This window comes from Haladaptatus caseinilyticus (assembly GCF_026248685.1).
Taxonomy (GTDB): Archaea; Halobacteriota; Halobacteria; order Halobacteriales; family Haladaptataceae; genus Haladaptatus; species Haladaptatus caseinilyticus.
Window position 1 is genome coordinate 259,826 of sequence record NZ_CP111037.1, and the last position, 17,260, is coordinate 277,085.

18 protein-coding genes and 1 pseudogene are annotated in these 17,260 nt (G+C 49.1%); 8 read left to right on the forward strand and 11 right to left on the reverse strand.

Annotated elements, in window-relative coordinates; genetic code table 11:
- Nucleotides 1–6: 6 nt before the first annotated feature.
- The 6 genes and pseudogenes from OOF89_RS15590 to OOF89_RS15615 all read right to left on the reverse strand — a co-directional run bounded on the left by OOF89_RS15590 (nt 7) and on the right by OOF89_RS15615 (nt 7,195).
- Nucleotides 7–1,076 (reverse strand): annotated as a pseudogene (locus tag OOF89_RS15590) (glucose 1-dehydrogenase).
- Nucleotides 1,077–1,479: 403 nt separating this feature from the next.
- On the reverse strand, nt 1,480–2,433 hold the full coding sequence (locus OOF89_RS15595; RefSeq protein WP_266080004.1) for an ROK family protein: 954 nt from the start codon (nt 2,431–2,433) through the stop codon (nt 1,480–1,482).
- Nucleotides 2,434–2,952: 519 nt separating this feature from the next.
- Nucleotides 2,953–3,204: a hypothetical protein gene (locus tag OOF89_RS15600; protein ID WP_266080005.1), complete on the reverse strand. Its 252-nt coding sequence runs from the start codon at nt 3,202–3,204 to the stop codon at nt 2,953–2,955.
- Nucleotides 3,205–3,622: 418 nt separating this feature from the next.
- A complete protein-coding gene (locus tag OOF89_RS15605; protein ID WP_266080006.1) occupies nt 3,623–5,077 on the reverse strand; it encodes an ethanolamine ammonia-lyase reactivating factor EutA in 1,455 nt (484 codons plus the stop codon).
- Nucleotides 5,078–5,090: 13 nt separating this feature from the next.
- Nucleotides 5,091–5,825, reverse strand: coding sequence for an ethanolamine ammonia-lyase subunit EutC (eutC, locus tag OOF89_RS15610; protein WP_266080009.1), 735 nt, complete (start codon nt 5,823–5,825; stop codon nt 5,091–5,093).
- Nucleotides 5,822–7,195: an ethanolamine ammonia-lyase subunit EutB gene (locus OOF89_RS15615; protein ID WP_266080011.1), complete on the reverse strand. Its 1,374-nt coding sequence runs from the start codon at nt 7,193–7,195 to the stop codon at nt 5,822–5,824. Before OOF89_RS15615 ends, eutC begins: the two co-directional genes overlap by 4 nt.
- A 474-nt stretch (nt 7,196–7,669) precedes the next feature.
- Between OOF89_RS15615 and OOF89_RS15620 the strand changes: the two genes are divergently transcribed.
- Complete coding sequence (locus OOF89_RS15620; protein WP_266080013.1) at nt 7,670–7,957, forward strand: hypothetical protein; 288 nt, start codon at nt 7,670–7,672, stop codon at nt 7,955–7,957.
- On the opposite strand, the gene OOF89_RS15625 is transcribed toward OOF89_RS15620, so the two are convergent.
- A complete protein-coding gene (locus OOF89_RS15625) occupies nt 7,954–8,181 on the reverse strand; it encodes a hypothetical protein (RefSeq protein WP_266080015.1) in 228 nt (75 codons plus the stop codon). The genes OOF89_RS15620 and OOF89_RS15625 overlap by 4 nt on opposite strands.
- A gap of 474 nt (nt 8,182–8,655) precedes the next feature.
- Nucleotides 8,656–9,324 (reverse strand): DUF7509 family protein, encoded by a 669-nt coding sequence (locus OOF89_RS15630; protein WP_266080017.1) that lies wholly within the window; start codon nt 9,322–9,324, stop codon nt 8,656–8,658.
- A 111-nt stretch (nt 9,325–9,435) separates the two neighbouring features.
- Between OOF89_RS15630 and OOF89_RS15635 the strand changes: the two genes are divergently transcribed.
- Together OOF89_RS15635 and hpt are read left to right on the forward strand one after the other, a co-directional pair.
- Entirely contained in the window at nt 9,436–9,828 is a 393-nt protein-coding gene (locus OOF89_RS15635; protein ID WP_266080019.1) for a winged helix-turn-helix domain-containing protein, read from the forward strand.
- Nucleotides 9,829–10,225: 397 nt separating this feature from the next.
- Nucleotides 10,226–10,774, forward strand: a complete 549-nt coding sequence (gene hpt, locus OOF89_RS15640; RefSeq protein WP_266080021.1) for a hypoxanthine/guanine phosphoribosyltransferase — start codon at nt 10,226–10,228, stop codon at nt 10,772–10,774.
- A gap of 107 nt (nt 10,775–10,881) precedes the next feature.
- On the opposite strand, the gene OOF89_RS24630 is transcribed toward hpt, so the two are convergent.
- The 3 genes from OOF89_RS24630 to OOF89_RS15650 form a co-directional block, all read right to left on the reverse strand.
- Complete coding sequence (locus OOF89_RS24630; RefSeq protein ID WP_407661630.1) at nt 10,882–11,196, reverse strand: DUF5518 domain-containing protein; 315 nt, start codon at nt 11,194–11,196, stop codon at nt 10,882–10,884.
- 687 nt (nt 11,197–11,883) lie between these two features.
- A complete protein-coding gene (locus OOF89_RS15645; RefSeq protein WP_266080023.1) occupies nt 11,884–12,153 on the reverse strand; it encodes a HalOD1 output domain-containing protein in 270 nt (89 codons plus the stop codon).
- Between the two features lie 201 nt (nt 12,154–12,354).
- Nucleotides 12,355–12,999 carry a helix-turn-helix domain-containing protein gene (locus OOF89_RS15650; RefSeq protein ID WP_266080025.1) on the reverse strand — a complete coding sequence of 215 codons (645 nt, stop codon included), beginning with the start codon at nt 12,997–12,999 and terminating at the stop codon, nt 12,355–12,357.
- 887 nt (nt 13,000–13,886) lie between these two features.
- Between OOF89_RS15650 and OOF89_RS15655 the strand changes: the two genes are divergently transcribed.
- The 5 genes from OOF89_RS15655 to OOF89_RS15675 all read left to right on the forward strand — a co-directional run bounded on the left by OOF89_RS15655 (nt 13,887) and on the right by OOF89_RS15675 (nt 17,242).
- Entirely contained in the window at nt 13,887–14,162 is a 276-nt protein-coding gene (locus tag OOF89_RS15655; RefSeq protein ID WP_266080026.1) for an ArsR/SmtB family transcription factor, read from the forward strand.
- A gap of 60 nt (nt 14,163–14,222) precedes the next feature.
- Nucleotides 14,223–14,528 carry a hypothetical protein gene (locus tag OOF89_RS15660; RefSeq protein ID WP_266080028.1) on the forward strand — a complete coding sequence of 102 codons (306 nt, stop codon included), beginning with the start codon at nt 14,223–14,225 and terminating at the stop codon, nt 14,526–14,528.
- A gap of 151 nt (nt 14,529–14,679) precedes the next feature.
- Nucleotides 14,680–15,414 carry a ferritin-like domain-containing protein gene (locus OOF89_RS15665; RefSeq protein ID WP_266080030.1) on the forward strand — a complete coding sequence of 245 codons (735 nt, stop codon included), beginning with the start codon at nt 14,680–14,682 and terminating at the stop codon, nt 15,412–15,414.
- A gap of 52 nt (nt 15,415–15,466) precedes the next feature.
- Nucleotides 15,467–16,261, forward strand: coding sequence for a DsbA family protein (locus OOF89_RS15670; protein WP_266080032.1), 795 nt, complete (start codon nt 15,467–15,469; stop codon nt 16,259–16,261).
- Nucleotides 16,262–16,459: 198 nt separating this feature from the next.
- On the forward strand, nt 16,460–17,242 hold the full coding sequence (locus tag OOF89_RS15675) for a DUF4397 domain-containing protein (protein WP_266080034.1): 783 nt from the start codon (nt 16,460–16,462) through the stop codon (nt 17,240–17,242).
- The last annotated feature ends 18 nt before the right edge of the window (nt 17,243–17,260 follow it).

A 17,260-nucleotide genomic window follows, 5' to 3' on the forward strand; every position in this document is an offset into this window, starting at 1 on the left:
AACGGATCACTGTGTACCAAACTCAACAACGGTTTTAATAACGTCGTTACCAGTCTCAAACGCTGTTTCGGTCTCATCAGGTGCATATACACTAGTCACAAATACGTCGAAGAACCAGTCGGGAAATTCCGTAAGTCGCGCTTTTGCCGCCTCAAACTGCCTGACATTGGAGTTGACGCTGCCAATGAGTGCTTTGTTTTTTAGTACAATTTCGCGGTGCAGTCGCCCGCCATCAACCTCAAATTCCCAGTCTCTCGGAATGCCGAGTAGCGCACCAACCCCGTTCGGTGCGAGCGCATCTACCGTCTCAAAGGCATGCTTCGCATACTCCGTTGCCTCGTAGACGAAGTCGACCGCCTCATGAGCGTCGGGCATCCCATCTACTGGTGTTTCGCGGGAGCCGACATACGTACTGCTGAGACGCTCGATGATTTCGATTGTTGGGTCAGGATGGTCGCGTCGAGCGAGACAGTAGTTTCGTTTAAATGATGACGACGGCGTTTCTAACAAAGCAAGCGTAAGAAGACCGAGCGGTCCGTTGCCAAGGACGAGTGCCGACTCCGGGTTCCACTCGAATGCCGAGCGAGAGGCAACGGCGTGTTCAAACACCTTTTCAGAGTTCAATATCGGCTCAACAAGGAAGCCGTAATCTGAGAATGAATCTGGGACGAAATCAAGAAACTCCGGTGAACTCGTGAAAAATTTGGACATATAGCCATGTGCGCCAACAATTCCCCGCTCAACATAGTATCCATCAGATTTCATGTCAGGCTCACCTGCTTGAAGTAGTTGTTTGTCTCATCTGGTGGTCGACGGACTGTCGGCACGACAAGGTCTCCGTCTTCAAGGTTAGTACCGTTGGCGTCTTCAACGACAGCGACGGCCTCATGACCGAGAACTTGGTAGTCATCTCCCTCAGGATATCCACCGTGATTTCCTTGTATTACTTCGTGGTCTGTGCCGTCGATGCCAACCCGCAGCGTCCGAAGGTGTGCTTCGCCCGCCGCGGGAACTGGGTCAGGTACTTCGGCAAGTTCCCGGTGAGAGTTCCCACGTTTCACAACGATGGCTCTCATTTGGTGGCACCTCCGATCGACGCTGTGCGATCAAATTGCTCTGTTTGATAAGTAATTGGATAACCAATGAATACCATATAAAGACATTTCGCAATAGATAATGAATATTCCGACAATAAGAAGTAGTTTCATAAAATTCAATGATTATTAAACATAATACACCAGTTGAGATTAGTCACTGATGGGCATTAGAATCAGGGTTGAAGACTGTGATGAACGGCTTGACACTAGTCGAACGATACTTGGAACAGAACAAGAACATCATCATATGGATAATATGATACTTAAGTTGTCATGTGGAGCATCCGTACTGATGCAACGTTTGTCGGTGATGCTAGAGTATCAGGACAATTCAAAAGTAGTATTGACACGTGTGAGTCATCAATTCATTAGATCAGCAGCTTCAAAGAGGTGTTTGTGAAAGTGCCAGTGAACCATATAAACCAATATGTTCACCTAGTTTGCTTACTGTGATATCCGGCTCTTGGACATATACATATGAATCCAAATACTCATATAATGGGTTCAATATTGATTCTTGATTGTTTAGTACGACACTTCCACTGAGTGTCACTAACCCAGGGTTATATGCATTAATCAGATTTCCCATGCCTGCTGCATTATATCTTCCAATTTGGTCGAGATAATTTCTCGCTACATCGTCTCCTTGTGCTGCTTCGTAAAAGAGATCTTTCGCACTCAAGCTATTATATGAATAAAGTGAAGAATCACTATTTTCTTGTGTTAATTTCTGCGCCACGAACGAAGGAATTCCACGTCCAGAACAATACGCTTCCCACGCCCCTTTTACCCCGCAGCTACTATGATCACTTGAATAGTCTACAGTTAGAAGTCCGATTTCAGCACTTTGACCATCTTCTCCGGTTAAAAGATTCCCATTTTGAACGATACCGCCACCAATTCCTGTGGAGATTGATACATGAGCAACCGTATTATATTCGCTTCCTTCTCCAAAAACCCATTCTCCTAATACTGCACTATTGCAGTCATTCATCAATAGCACGTTGACATTATACTTGTCTTCGATCTCATCTTTTACTCTTATATTATTATATTCAGATCCTTCAGATGAGTCCAAGCTGGTAATTATACCGTCTTCTTTACTGATTAGACCCGTGCTAGAGATATTGATAGAGCTAATGTCGAATTTACTGTAAGATTGTGCCCATTGAATAACCTCATCAATTTGCTCAATAAGTCTAGCCGGTTGTGTAAATTGGCAGTTGACCTCTGTGAGAAATTCACCGTTATGCGTACCGACAACAGCCTGTAATCGTGTACTTCCGATATCTATGGCAAGAACTTTTTCTTGTAATCCTATTTGTGATTTAATCATCGATGTTTAACAATGAGCCGACCTCCGACAAATAGCTTCATAGGTTAATTTTCATCTGGTCTTGCTACTCTCGATGTTCTGCAGCTAATTGTGCGTACAAACGCTCAAAACTTTAGCTACTGAACTATACTCTCTATATCTCTCGCTCTGTGAGTTGTCTCGGAACGTGACCCTAAAACACTCACCTTGTGCTTTTGTAGAAGATCATACCAGCGCCAAATTACGTCAAAAGTGATTTGTTAAACACCAAACCCGACGGTTTCAGTCGATCCACAGGTAAGTCATGTCTGTCCGGTCGTGTTGAGTGACGTCCCGTAGTGACGACATTCGCAAATAACACTCTCATCCCTAGAGAGCCACCACTGTACTATGCCAGGGAGCGTCATATTATCTGTCCTTTCTGGCTCAACGAAATAAAAATCTTTTCCACCCTTATATTGAATTAATTATATATAAGAAATAAAATCAGTCACGCAAAGACACACAGATTCCCAAAATCGAACGACTCCACTAAGGATATTATTTCGCCCCCAAGGGATGCGGGCGCTCGATAAAAGTGTCCGTATTCGAAAAGCAATAGCGACGAGTTCCAACTCTGCGGTGTCGTTCGATGATATCTTCGGCAGTTGGCTGCTCGAGCTCTTCACGATCTTTGAGGGTGGTGTACGCTTGCTCGTATGTGAGTTCTCCGTCACTCGGCAGTGCGTTTGCGAGTGTCTCGAGCGATTCTTGCGCAAGTGGTGTGAGTGGCGATTGCCGATTCGAAATCATCGATATTTGCAAAAACACGAGCCAGCGGCCTAAATCCTCGGGACAAATTGACACACGCTCGCCTCATTAGGGGTCTGATGATGTAAGGGAAATACACGACGTACCGGGTGCTGAAAGTTAGTATAGTATACTAACCAAGAGTGATCGACCAAACCCAGGAAAGATGCGCCCCATCGACTTGTCCACCGAATCCCCTCCGGGATCTCGAGTATCCGATATTCTAGGTGAGCAGTCGCAACCGAATGGATTTTTGAACTATTTATTCGGTAACATTCTGGCGTTGCTGGCGAAAGCAAATAGAGAGCAGAATACACAAACAGCCGGTGGTTACAATAATATACTAACAACGCCGGTTCGCAATCGGAATAGCAAAACCCAATAGAATGTTGCGGAAGAAATTCAATTTGAGCTGATAGCGTTAGTTTCCAAAAGCAAGTGACTTAACCACGACCGGGACAGTCCTGCCAGTCATAATCGACTCACCAATATCTATGTAATCGCCATCGTTAGCTGCAATTTCGTCGATGACAATAAGGGGCGCAGACGATTCAGAGACAGCTCTCAGCCGCTGTGCAAGCGCTTTCGCACAATTCTGCTGTGTAAGTATAATACGAGGTTGATCGTTGGTAAATCGAGTTTCGTAAACGTCCGCTAGAGCCTGAGCGAGAGTTGATATCCGATCATAGCTCAGGGTTTCAATCAACGGAAGCGAAAGTACAATCGGGTTACTGTTGGTCGTATCATATAGTTCATGCCCTCGATCAACACAGTACCCAATTTCATGCGCGATGTAATCTCGATCCTGACCAGATTCAATCGGCGGTCCTTCGATGACGGGGAGGTTCTTTAATGGCAGTAGTGAGTCATCGATATGTACAGTGGTCCCGCTGAAAGATGTTGTCTGCGTACCAGCCCCGATAACAGTTGCACGAATATCTTCGGTCGGCTCATAGACAGAAAGAGACGATTGCTCGAGTCGGGAGTGTATCCTTGACGCAAGGACCTCTCCAAAGTCATGAACGGTGAATTGTGAGTCGATCGATGGATTTCTTTCTGCTTGAACGAGACGGCCCACACCACCACTAAACATGACAGTGGAGACCCCACGAGTAGAATATTCAGTATCCCCGATTGTCAGGGCTCTAGTGTCGGACTGGATGGAATCTCCGACAATCGTCTCAAAGATAGCATCAACCATCACTGTAGCGAGCTGAGACAACTGTTCATCACTTGGTTTCGTGTCAGCACGAATCTCGAGTTCACACGCATCGATCAGAAACTTTGCTGGCTCAGAGAGGTGCGTGATACGGCCATCCGAAGTGAATCGAAGCAATCGCCCACCGACATTGAGACAGCGAGTTTCCACGACCTTCGATCCAGAAAAGAGGCACATGTTTGTAGTCCCGCCACCAATATCCACATTGAGAATCGATTGGTGGTTTTCTGCAGCCCATGTCGCAGCACCGGATCCATATCCTGCTAGTACTGATTCGAGTTCGGGGCCTGCCGTTGCAACGACAAACTCCCCTGTATCTTCAGCAAGTAGCTTCACCAGTTCCTCTGCGTTCTCCTTGTAAGAGGATTCACCAGTGACAATAACGGCCCCGCTATCGATATCTGTCGGTGAGTAGCCCGCTATCTCGAACTCGGATTCGATCAGATTTTGAATTGTAGGGACATCGAGTGTGTGCTCATCCACGAGTGGTGTCTCGTAAATTTCCCCTCGATACGTAATCTGAGACTCCTCAATATCGGCAGTGACAGCACCGATACCCGAAGAAGAAACGGTGAGTTCACTGATGATGACCTGCGTCGTCGTCGTCCCGATATCGATACCGACACTGGTCAATACGGTAGAATTAGAACCAGACATAGTTCACTCACCGTTACTCAAGATCAAGACCACTCCCCTCGTTCTCATCCATCTGTTTGACAAGGTCAACAATTTGAGCGCCTGCTTCGATTGCGGGAAGTCCATCAGGGTGTATATTCGAGATAACGGATTTCTTTGCCGTCGCCATTCCTCGTTGCGGACTATAGACGAGGTATGCACTCAAGCTCTTAGCCGTGTTCAATCCTGGTCGTTCTCCAATCAGGTTCACAATGATGGTTGCGCCGAGCTCCTCGCCGATTGCATCCATCACATCGACACGACCATATCTTACAAAGAGTGGTGTTCCAACCTCGAATCCTTGCTCTTCAAGACCGTCGGTAAGCATCGGTAAGAGATCTGGGATGTTCTCTTCCACTGCTGTGGAGCTTAACCCATCACAGACGATGATCTGGACATCTGGATCCTGGATACATTTCTTTCGAATCAGACTCATCGTTTCGTCCGATAGCTGGCGCCCCAGATCGGGTCGGGCAAGATATTGATCTTGATTGGTAACGCAACTCTGGATCTGCATGAGTCCCAGTTCTTCAAGCGCTTCTTCATCGACCTGTGTGAGGACTGCATCACGTGCTTGTGCATGATCTGCCCGAAACGAGAGGATAGAGGATGTGCGAGGCCGGGTGCCACTCCGTCCAACCCCAAGTCGGGATGCACTTATATTTCTAATTTGCTCTAAGGCGTTCTCGTGGTCTGTATCATCCACGTGCTGGGTTTCTTTATTAGTCATTGGTTGTTTTTGAGGAACACAGTTGGGTCACCAGCTTTCTCGGTGAGCCGTCCGTTATCAGTGATTCCCATTGCTTCGAGCCATTTTGCAAATTCGGGTGCTGGCCGCACATCAAAAATGTTCCAGAGAGCAGAGGCATCGTGATAACTATTTGATTGATAGTTGAGCATGGTGTCATCGCCCATCGGAACACTAATGAAATAATTTGAACCCGCAGCGGTCAGCAACACCGCGAGATTCTCGATATCGTTCTGATCGGCTTGGATGTGATTCGTATAGCATGCATCGATACCCATCGAAATGCCCGTGAGTTTGCCCATAAAGACATCCTCAAGACCAGCTCTAATGACCTGCTTTCCATCATAGAGATACTCGGGACCAATGAAGCCAACAACGGTGTTCACGATGAAGGGATCATAGCGTTTGGCGAGTCCGTAGCATCGTGCCTCCAACGTAACCTGGTCAATGCCTGCATGTGCATCACTCGAGAGTTCAGATCCTTGTCCTGTCTCGAAGTACATGAAGTTCGGGCCGGAACCAGTACAGTGCTCCTTGCCAAATTCGTAGGCATCATCGAGGAGATCAACATCAATTCCGAAGCTTTCGTTACCAGCTTCTGTACCGGCGAGACTCTGAAAGAGGAGGTCGGCAGGAGCGCCATTCTTCACCGCTTTGATCTGTGTTGTGAGATGCGAAAGAACACAGTTTTGAGTGGGAATATCCCACTCATCGATGAACTCTTTCGTCATCTCGAGCAGCCGCCTTGTATTGTCAGCATTATCCACAACTGGGTTAATACCGATAACAGCGTCACCAACTCCATAAGAGAGACCCTCACGTATTGAATGTTGGATATTATCTACATCATCAGTTGGGTCGTTTGGCTGGAGTCGGAATGAGAGTGATCCCGCCGATCCAATTGTGTTATTACACCGGGCGGTGATGACCATCTTCGATGATGCCTGGGTCAAATCCATGTTCGACATGACCTTTGTAACCGCTGCAATCATCTCGCTGGTCAATCCTGGTCGAATTCGATCTATATCCTCCTCAGTCGTCTGTTCATCAACGAGGAACTCACGAAGATCAGCAACTGTCCAGTCACTGATTTCGTCATAAATAGCATCATCCACTGCATCCTGGATAACGCGTGTCACTTCATCGTCTTCGTATGGGACAACTGGATTCTCCCGAAGAGTCGCAAGTGAAATTCGGCTGAGTGCGTCTTTAGCAGCGACGCGTTCGGCTGCCGATGAGGCGCCAATGTCTGCAAGCTCGTCTCCAGATTTTTCCTCATTTGCTTTCGCTAACAGCTCTTGCATCGAATCGAACGATTGTTGTGATCCAGTGATTGATGATTCTAGCTTCATCGTCCAATTCTCATATTGGTAGGAAGGAACCTACTAGAATCCATTCTCGGAGCTGGTTGCGATTCGGTACTGTGGTCTGTTATAATACCCGAATCTGAATATTGTGACGCGCTAGCTTGAACCATGTAACGGTGCGTAAGGACATTCTATTGGAACTTAATTATCCCGTTTCTTCATGGGCGCTTGTGACAGAGATAGATGAACGAACGACATGAGTGACACGAACACTTCACGACGTACCGTAGCGAATCAAAATTACAGCAAGTGTGTCGGAAAAGAGTGACGTAGGGGTGTGATTCACAGTTGTGGACTATTTCGTCACCGTCCGCAGAACAGCACCATCTTCATTTACGAACCACTCGGGGTCGGTCAATAGAAGAAAAATATCGGCCCAAGCCGCCGCTATAGTTCTTCCACGCCAAACATGATATGGCGAAAAATGTTATCATCCCTCATGTCATAAACTCTCACACGATGATTGATAAGGTGGAAGAGGAGGTAGAGATACTTAATCGGCATCTGATGATTCTCCAACAGGTTTCTGACAGTGAGCCGATCGGGATTGTGAAAATGTCTGATGAGTTGGGGCATGCGCATCACGAAATCCGCTATTCGTTGCGACTGCTCGAAGGGGAGAGTCTGATCAATCCAACGCAAGAAGGTGCGATTACAACTGACGAGACAGACCCATTCATTGAGACCCTTGATGACCAGATCGACGATGTCATAACTAGACTCAGTACAATGAATATGAGCGACTAGTGATCAGTGATTCGGAATTTTCCTTCAACCTCATACAGATAGCCCTTCATGTATAACTGTTCGACGATATCTTCGGCAGCGGGTCGCTCGAGGTCTTCTTCCTCCGCTAAAATTGTATACGCTTGGTCGTAGGAGAACTCCTCACCGCTTGGGACTGCCATCGCAAACGCGTCTATTGCTTCTTGTGCAAGTGGTGTGAGTGGCGACTTCCCATCTGAATTCATAGCTACTAGCGGATTCAGCAGTCGTAAAGTAAATATCTAGGGAGAGACGTGGAACGCTGGCTGATTCACTGCGACAAGGGGAATGAGCACACGGTGTGGAAGAATGGATTGGATTGAGCACAGAACCACACCGCCTGCTGGGGTACACTGACTGCGTTCTACTGTTGGTACTCCATGGATAAAGTCGTCAGCCAACCGGAGCGAAAGTGAAACTGCACGCAGGCGCGTGAGAGAGAATCGAGCACGTCCTCGAACGTTCCACAGACGACTAGAGATACTGCACCAAGAACGCGACTGTTTAGACGACCATTCATACGGTAGTATAATATACTAACCTAGTAATGCCCAACAAAATCTAAACGCTTCGGCGATGGTCTCGCCCACCAAGTTACGAAATCCGCACGGACATCTGGACTCATTGCAGAGCCCAACATTAATACACCCGCCTGGTGGTACACTCGTACAGAAAAGCGATCACTGTCGTTGTTCAAGTGACCCATACAGTTCTTCGTTTTGAATATGAGTACAGAACTGAGCACACAGCCGACAACACTCGGTTGCATCGTTGAACGTTCGAACACTGGCATCCCAGCGAGCATGGACTGACGCGAGCATTGCACTTCGAACCGCTGGCTCTGTGGCAACCATCACTCGTCGTGTCTGTTTCGAGGGGGTTGTAGTAGCTGCCGACCCCTGCATTTCGTCAAACGGCAATAAATCCTCGAGTACGCTACCGATTTCAATCCCAACTCCAAGGTTGTCGCCGACCTGTGGAGCAAGAAAAACGACGACGTTACTAGCGCGAGCAAAGGCAATGCTCTGTGTCGCAGCATCCATCTCGTCCAGCGGTATTCCTACGTCGATTGCAAGAAAGGCATTGAATCCACGGTCTCGAAGACAATCACGCGTTCGCTGCAGTAGTTCTAAAACTTCGTCTTCAGAGTATTCACCAGAAGCGGTGTCCCACGTTGCGAACGACGGAGCACTTGTGGCACCAGTTGCGTCTTCCGAAAGAAGTGCATCAACATCGAACGTTCGGTATGGACCCATCAGATACACGAGAAACTGCTCACGACGCACTGGTGGAAGGGCGTCCGAGTCGTCCACTTCACGGGGAAGGTGATCGATAATCCGCTGGCGCATTCAGTGAATAGAACAATGCGGCCGTATATAAATCCCGGAGTTCTTAGGTATCGTCTAGTCGAGAATGGCTAAGTAGCTGGAAAAACAATCGTGTAGTAGAGGAGATCAGAAATGTCCGGAACCGATAACCACCCCCGAAAAAAGGTACGGCAACCAGAGCCACCGCTCCCGAAGGAAAGCGGATTAACGCTCGAAGAATATCTTGCCATGCAACAGGCGATTGGCCACCCAACTCGGTTTCGTATTCTGCGAACACTTGTCGCCAATGAGGAGCTGAGTGCCTCGGATCTCAAGACAGCGGTTGACGTCGAATCCCACAACTTCCACTATCATCTTGAGGAATTAGTTGACGTCGGTCTCGTTGACAAACGCCAACGACGGACGGCAGACAGCCAGGGATTCTACACATACTATCGGACGACAGGAATGGGTCGAGGGATTCTTGAACACGGCGTTGAGGAGCTCATGCGTCGTGAGCAAGAGTTCAATGATGTGTATTCGTAGTGGCTTCACTACGGAGTACAAGAATGATAAGGACGTGCGTTTGGATAGCACGATGTTGAATATGAGCGATCAGGACATACTCCTTGCACCTCTTGAAAATGACAGAGAACGATAATTCACGTAATAGTCCGATCTTCAACGAAGTTATTATTATTTTATTATAAACACCCCTCCATTATATTCCATGGAACTCAAATATGATAATATACAGTAGAGTACGGAAAGCGCTATTTTTCTAAGAAAATATTTAACATTCACAGAAGAATAGATATCCGATGCTCCCAAATAAAGGGATAGATGAGCCACGCGCACCGGACGAGTCTTCCCGAGGTTGTTTTATCGAGGTTTGGGTCTCAAAGCCGCAAGAGCGAATCATCTGAAGCCCTTAGTACTAGAGATGGAAGTGCTTCACCGAACTCTTGAGAACGCACCCGTCATCACCCGTAACGAGTACGAATATTTCGTGCATCCAGTGACCGATGGCATTCCGTTAGTCGAAGCAGACTTACTTCGCGAGATTGTCGATGGTATCCTGAAACTCACGACAATCGATACGGTGGATGTGATCGTCACACCAGAGTCGATGGGGATACATCACGCAACAGCACTTACCCTTGAGACTGGTGTCCCATTCACCGTCGTTAGAAAGCGACCGTACAACTTCGAGGACGAGGTCGCGGTCGAACAACGGACTGCTTACAGCGAACAGAAATTGTATATCAACAACGTACACACAGGTGACCGCGTTCTCGTTCTTGACGATGTCTGTTCGACCGGTGGGACACTCACGGCGATTTGTTCCGGTCTCCTCGATGTCGGTGCCGAAATCGTCGATGTAATCGTCGTTATTCAACGGAAAAATGACCAACGCGCAATCCTCCCTGTCGAGGTGAAAAGTCTTGTTAATGTGGAAATCACAGATGGACGGGTCGTCGTTCACCCGTGAGTTTCATTCGTTTCCATCAGTGTGAATCTCAATCCAAGTAGAGTGAATAGGCTATATTTAAATCATCAAAGTACAGGTTCGACCAGTAGATGGAGAGGACCATGCGATCACAGTCGTCTCGATAGCAGAACTGCTGCCGTCACAATAGGTGTGAGTATCCCTGTGATCCCACCGAGAAGTCCAGTACGAAATCCAGCGACATCTGGGTTTGTCGAACGGAGTCTAGATAGAACTCCCGCGATGAACGCACCGAAAATCATGATGCCACCCGCCATCTCTGCCTTGGAATTCGGAAGCCAGTTCACAAAAACAGTGACAGGGAATGAAGCGAGTGCGCCAATGAGCGCGAATCGCCATGTCGATGGAACAAAGCGGAGGGATGATATAGATATTTTTCTCATAATATGATCGAGAGAAACCATATACCCTTCGTAAGGATGAATTGGGAGATACTATTTATAAGAGGATGGTGGTATTTTGAATGGTCCGCTCCGAGACTAGTAGGCATGAGTAGCCAAGTAGCAATTGCTCTTCGCCGTGCGTTACTCTATATCGCAGCCGCTACCGGATTAGCAGTCGTTATTGGTAGTCTCAAATTTGACTCAATTGGGGGGCGGAGTAGCAGTCGGGATTGGCGCGACTATCGGTATCACTTTCCTCAAAGTAATTTCTCGCTACCGAAATGGGTACTTATGGATACTTCGTCACTACTGGGTTGATCGACTCGTTGTCTCTCGCGGGTCGTCACACATATGGCCTCACGAACGCGACCAGTATCGAAGTTGAATTCTTGGGTATAATCGAGTGCTCAAAAACAGGAGACACTCATTACTCTCTGCGCGTCGCAATGAAACGAACACTCGAGAGTGCAGGTCGGCCAGAGAACAACGACTGGTGTATTCAGTCGGGACTCTCAGGATAGCGGCGTCGCCCACAGAATGGTTGAAATGAGCGAGGTGGGAGAGATGTGTGCGAGCGCCTACGCACGGGAGAATGATTGGTTTCCAGATAGTGGATGATGCCGGCCCGCGTGACAGCCATACGCGAGTCACCATCGGCGGTGCTGGCAGACCATTCACAGACATCGCAAAAAAGACCGTATGGGTCAGTCATATCGTCTGGACAGTCACTCTCCTGGCAGGTGTGACTTCGATGTGGTAGTCAGCGTAGTCGAACTCAATTCGTGGTGACGCTCGCACATAGAGGGCATCGAGTGCCTCAGGATCAAGCGCATCGTACAGTGGCGGCGCGACCATCGACGGGTCGCATTCCTCAGCGTCGGCGATTGCTTGGATCACGAGTTCGCTCATTGGCGTCTGTGGTGAGCGGGTGGTGCGAAGCGGATCGGTCGGAGGCGTTTGTGTGTTGGTGTCGTCCATTGGATCCTCTGAAGTGGGTTGTCTGTCGGTGTGTACCAGGCGAGTGGGGGACACGAGTCGTGGCCGAGTGTTCTTCAGAGTATTCTCTATATCGCCACAGGGGTAAGGGCCACTCTCAGGCTTAAGGGGGGTTGTCATGAACCCCCATCAGTTATACTCAAACGCGAATGTTCGATTGGGAGCACACCCAGCCACACAGCGTTACTGCGTAGCATCCGGAAACAGGACTTCCGCGACGAGAGTCGTGATTCCACGCCGTAGGCGTTGGGAGGCTGAATTCCCACTGATGCTGAGCTCTGCCGCCACATCTTCAAGCGTCGCGTCACGCGGAATATTCCAAAAGCCGCGCTCATAGGCCGTTGCGATGATCTCGTATTGATCGTCAGTCAGTTGGCCGCCCTCGTCTGGAAGCGTAGGATTGTAGAGCCGACGAAGCTCGATTGCAACGCCGTGCTCGCGACATTGGGTTAAAAAGTCGGTGAGTGCCTGTCGGGTCGGAAATTGCAGGCGGAACTCCCAAGCATCAACGGTGCCTTCTGCGATGAGCATCTCGGCATCTGTCGAGAGCAAGGGTTGGACGAGATGGTTGACATCCGAGCTCCATTCGATCTCAAACAGCAGGCGACCATCTGCTTCGGTGAGCAAGCGGATGTCCTGTGTCAGCGGATCATTTCGGAGCGTGGCTTCGATGGCGTCGCTCTCACCACCTTCAACCCAGAACAAGGGAATGATGCCTGATTGGAGTGGGACGAGGCGTTCGATTTCGATCTTGATGTTGGGGTATTCGTCAAGGAGGCGTCCGAGGGCGAATTGGTCGGCGGGCACCGTGATATCGGTGATGATCATGGGAGGGTCTCTGTGCAGGGGTATAGATATAGGGCTACTAACTCGATCAAAACAACCCTTTCGCTTGTAATGTCAGGGGTGGTGCTCGGTATCAATAGATGGTGAAAATTGGGTTATCGTTTCCGGGGAAGGATCAGAGACTGACATACCCTCTCTGATCCCCTTTTGGCGAGTTGAAAGTCGGCGGAGACGTGGTGGTGAACGAACTATCGTCATACTAGTGAACCGCCTGGCACTCGATATCAGTCTGGTGTCGGGAAGTCACATGCGACCAAGCACTGCACCCACCTGTTGACGGCCCTGACATCACGTGGGAGGTAGCAACCGATTGCATAATCATAACCCACACTCACACGGTTTTCCGAAGTATAAAGCGGTTAATATTCTCGTCCATTCTCGATGTCAAGAGCGGATGAACCAAATAATTTTGATTGGAAGGCGTGTACATGTGTTTACGAGAATATTATCGAAGAGCGCAAGAGGCAACCTTTGAGAGAATCGGCGTCTCCAAAACGTCCAAGCTACTGCTGGTCGATGATGTTGGACAACCCTCAGCATCTACTCTTCGGTTTGGTGAGATTCACCTACAGATGAGTAAAATGAATCTCAAACACGTCGTTGTTGAGCCGTCCATTCGAGTAGTCGACTGACGTCCAGGCAAGGGAGTGCGTGCCCCATAGATCGACTCGACTTTGAGAATGAGCTCGGTGGGATCACTCGTAAAGCCGACGGTGAGCTCATTGATGGTGACGCCAGGTAAATCGGCGACAACAGTGCGTGAGGGGACAGAGTAGTCCTTGTAAGTCTGTTTCCCCCCAGACAGCCAGCAATTGTTATCCAGTAACTTGTTCGATAGTTTTACCACCCCGGTTTGTTTGTCTCCAGTAATGGAGGGCGTTTTGTGGTACGTGTTTACTGGAACCCGCGGGGGACCCAATCGCGTTCGTATCGTTCGTACCCTCCGTGAGCGACCTCGTAACGCAAACCAACTTGCTGAGGATCTGAATCTCGATTATAAGACGGTCCGTCATCACCTAGATGTACTTCTGGAGAACAATATCCTCGACTGTGGTGGGGATGGGTATGGCGCAATCTACCTTATCAGTGACCAGGCGGGGCAGCATTGGGAGACTATTGAGCAAATTAGTGAGCAGATGGGTTAAACTATGGTTGAAATTGGGAAAGCACGTAACCGTATCCGCGACCGAGGGAGGAATAGATAGATGGCAATCTGGATCGACGCACTGCGTCTCACCATCGGTGTCAATCTGCTATTGATACTGGGATTGCTCTCGGTTTGGGGCCAAAATTACCTGCAATTTCGATCAAAGCATACGCTTGGTCTCTTCGTCTTCGGGCTCATGTTGTTCTCTGAGAACCTCTTAGCGTTGTACTTTTTCCTCTTTGATCCGGTACTGCACGTGTGGTTTTCGGCGGACATGCCGATGATTGCTCAGCGAGCCATCATGCTCATTCGGGTCTTTGAGACGATTGCACTTGTCTTTTTGACCTGGATCACCTGGGATTGAGGTCGCTATTTTTAGTTGGGTTGGATATCGGAGTATCATCTATCTGGGTTCTGGCAGTGATATTGGGTTGAATTTGGGTGAGAATCCGGAAATCGTTCTTGTAGTACATGGCTGTATCTAACGATGTACCAGCTGGGTACAGTGATCGATCATGACCCAGGATCCACCTACCAAGCTAGACACCAAAGGCATCGAACAAGCAAATACCAGCATGCGCGAGCAACTCAGTTCTCGGCGCACGTTCCTTGCTGGCGCTGCAGCTGTCGGGGCGGCGGGGATGACGGGCCTCGGCATGGGGACGGCCGGAGCGGATGAGCATGGATCGGACGGCGACGATAGCGACAGCGGTTCCGGAGACAACAGCATGAACGACGTTGACATTCTGAATTACGCACTGACCCTTGAACACCTCGAAGCAACCTTCTACCAAGAAGGGCTTGAGGAATTCTCCGCTGACGACTTTATGGACGCCGATCTGGGCTGTGGTGTCTGTGATGAAGTCAAAGAACAGATCCCAGAACAGGTCAAAGTCGTTGGTGAACACGAGGCAGCTCACGTCGACCAACTCACGAAAGTGATTAACGATCTCGGTGGCACGCCTGTCGAAGCCGCTGAGTATGACTTCGGCTACGAGACACCTGCTGAGTTCTTGGGCGTGGCGATGGCCCTCGAAAACACGGGCGTGGCCGCCTATGCGGGTGCCGCACCCTCGATTCAAAACAGTGACTTGCTGTCGGCAGCGCTCTCGATTCACAGTGTCGAAGCCCGCCACGCAGCAGTCTTCAACGGGGTGAACATGGAGTCGCCGTATCCAGATGCCTTTGACGAGGCCAAGCCGATGGACGAAGTTCTAGAAATCGCTGGCCAATTCATCGTCTCGGAGTAATCAATCGGCGTTCCAAGTCGATTCACATAATAAAGCAATATTTTATCCAGTCATGCCAGAGGGAAGTTCACGACGACAGATTCTGCAATTACTCGGAGCCACGGCGACCACATCACTAAGCGGGTGTGCAAGTGTCTTCGGTCGAAATGAAACCACGACCACAGCAACCACACCAGATCAGCATACTACGACAGCAGTCGACATCTCGACACCCACGACAACAACAATAAAGCGCGAAATCGAATCACCGTCGAGCGTCGTTAGTGACGTTTCAATTCCGGAATCCCCGACAAAATATACCTACGCACGAATGGGGCCAGCCACTGCTCCAGTCACTGCAACAATCTACGGTAGCTGGAAGTGTACGTATACACAGGACTTTGTCCAAACCCTTCTCCAGACGATTATACGGAAATTTGTACAGCCAGGACAGATATCGCTTGTCTTCCGCGAAGTCGCATATCGAGATGGCAAACCGTTTCATGGCCCAGATGAACTCACTGCTGGGCATGCTGGGCTCGCAATGTGGAATCACGCTCCTGAGTCGTATTGGTCGTATTTCGCTACTGTCTTCGCAAATCAAGAGGCAGGAACCGAACCATGGGCAACCGCTGATCGACTGCTCGCATTAGCAGAGGCTGCTGGTGTTCCAAATCAGAAACAACTCCGTCGTGAAATCAAACAGGGTGCCTATCAGTCGGAACTCAAACAGACAATGGAACAGGTCGCGAACTTCGGATTCGGAGCTGTGCCGCGAGTTGTCGTCGATGATAGTGTGACCGCACCCACCGCTGATCCTCAATCCACGATCACCCAGCTCAAACGAGCACTCGCGAACTCAAACTGACTCTGACGATTAGCGCTTTTTCTGATCAGTGGTGAGAATTACGGTGGTATTTACTAGGATATAATGGTGAGCAGCCAGACAAATCCCCGTGTATGACCTGGTTATACTATGTATGAGGGTGAGAAATTTGAGTTGGATTTGGGTGAGAATTCGGAAAACACTCTTTGAAAATAGAGACCAGCACTACGGTAGACCACCATGACTGACCCAACTCGGCGGAACCTCCTCCTAGGAATTGGTGCTAGTGTAAGTACAGCGGCACTCGGGAGTACTCGGCTCGTCCAGGGTGCGACCCAATCGAGGGCACAATCGAACCAGGCACCACGTAATTCGACACAGGAAAGCAACCGTACAAACAAAGGTCGCGTACGAATCATCCATCTCTCACCGGATGCACCGCCGGTAGATGTGTACATCAATGGAACACTGCTCTATCAGAATGTCACCCCGTTCAATACGGGGAGTGGATATGTGGATTATAAAGCGGGAACACACAGAGTGAGTTTCGTTCCCGCTGGAAAAGGACTTGAAGAGGCGGTGATCGATACGCGAGTGACTATACAAGCGAATGACTATACACTTGCTGCAATTGGGGAAGTTGCGGGGTGTACTGATACCCCCCTTCGGTTAGTGCAGTTCACCGATGACAATAGCGAACTTGAGCAAAACAGGGCCCGGCTGCGATTGATTCACGCATCGCCGGATGCGTCGCAGGTTGATGTCACAACCGCAGAGGAGGGACGTACCCTCTTTGAGAATATAGAATTTGGTGATGGTGAGTACGCGACCCTTGCCGCTGGTGACTATACAGTGTCAGTCGGGGCAAAAGAAAGTAGCTGTGGTGGGACAAATGCCCATTTTCCCCTAACCTTGCGTGGTAGGAGAATTTATACAGCGTTTATTGAGGGGTATCTGACGCCGGACAATGAACCAGCAGATAAATCGCTTGTCCTTGCACTTTCCCCACCAGTAACGCCATAATTCAAGTTCTCCAGAGTC

What these genes read in the sequence shown, in the direction of transcription:
- OOF89_RS15595 (WP_266080004.1), bottom strand. Translation starts at nt 2,433, where the DNA reads ATGATTAAATCACAAATAGGATTACAAGAAAAAGTTCTTGCCATAGAT.
- OOF89_RS15600 (WP_266080005.1), bottom strand. Translation starts at nt 3,204, where the DNA reads ATGATTTCGAATCGGCAATCGCCACTCACACCACTTGCGCAAGAATCG.
- OOF89_RS15605 (WP_266080006.1), bottom strand. Translation starts at nt 5,077, where the DNA reads ATGTCTGGTTCTAATTCTACCGTATTGACCAGTGTCGGTATCGATATC.
- eutC (WP_266080009.1), bottom strand. Translation starts at nt 5,825, where the DNA reads ATGACTAATAAAGAAACCCAGCACGTGGATGATACAGACCACGAGAAC.
- OOF89_RS15615 (WP_266080011.1), bottom strand. Translation starts at nt 7,195, where the DNA reads ATGAAGCTAGAATCATCAATCACTGGATCACAACAATCGTTCGATTCG.
- OOF89_RS15620 (WP_266080013.1), top strand. Translation starts at nt 7,670, where the DNA reads ATGATTGATAAGGTGGAAGAGGAGGTAGAGATACTTAATCGGCATCTG.
- OOF89_RS15625 (WP_266080015.1), bottom strand. Translation starts at nt 8,181, where the DNA reads ATGAATTCAGATGGGAAGTCGCCACTCACACCACTTGCACAAGAAGCA.
- OOF89_RS15630 (WP_266080017.1), bottom strand. Translation starts at nt 9,324, where the DNA reads ATGCGCCAGCGGATTATCGATCACCTTCCCCGTGAAGTGGACGACTCG.
- OOF89_RS15635 (WP_266080019.1), top strand. Translation starts at nt 9,436, where the DNA reads ATGTCCGGAACCGATAACCACCCCCGAAAAAAGGTACGGCAACCAGAG.
- hpt (WP_266080021.1), top strand. Translation starts at nt 10,226, where the DNA reads ATGGAAGTGCTTCACCGAACTCTTGAGAACGCACCCGTCATCACCCGT.
- OOF89_RS24630 (WP_407661630.1), bottom strand. Translation starts at nt 11,196, where the DNA reads ATGGTTTCTCTCGATCATATTATGAGAAAAATATCTATATCATCCCTC.
- OOF89_RS15645 (WP_266080023.1), bottom strand. Translation starts at nt 12,153, where the DNA reads ATGGACGACACCAACACACAAACGCCTCCGACCGATCCGCTTCGCACC.
- OOF89_RS15650 (WP_266080025.1), bottom strand. Translation starts at nt 12,999, where the DNA reads ATGATCATCACCGATATCACGGTGCCCGCCGACCAATTCGCCCTCGGA.
- OOF89_RS15655 (WP_266080026.1), top strand. Translation starts at nt 13,887, where the DNA reads ATGGAGGGCGTTTTGTGGTACGTGTTTACTGGAACCCGCGGGGGACCC.
- OOF89_RS15660 (WP_266080028.1), top strand. Translation starts at nt 14,223, where the DNA reads ATGGCAATCTGGATCGACGCACTGCGTCTCACCATCGGTGTCAATCTG.
- OOF89_RS15665 (WP_266080030.1), top strand. Translation starts at nt 14,680, where the DNA reads ATGACCCAGGATCCACCTACCAAGCTAGACACCAAAGGCATCGAACAA.
- OOF89_RS15670 (WP_266080032.1), top strand. Translation starts at nt 15,467, where the DNA reads ATGCCAGAGGGAAGTTCACGACGACAGATTCTGCAATTACTCGGAGCC.
- OOF89_RS15675 (WP_266080034.1), top strand. Translation starts at nt 16,460, where the DNA reads ATGACTGACCCAACTCGGCGGAACCTCCTCCTAGGAATTGGTGCTAGT.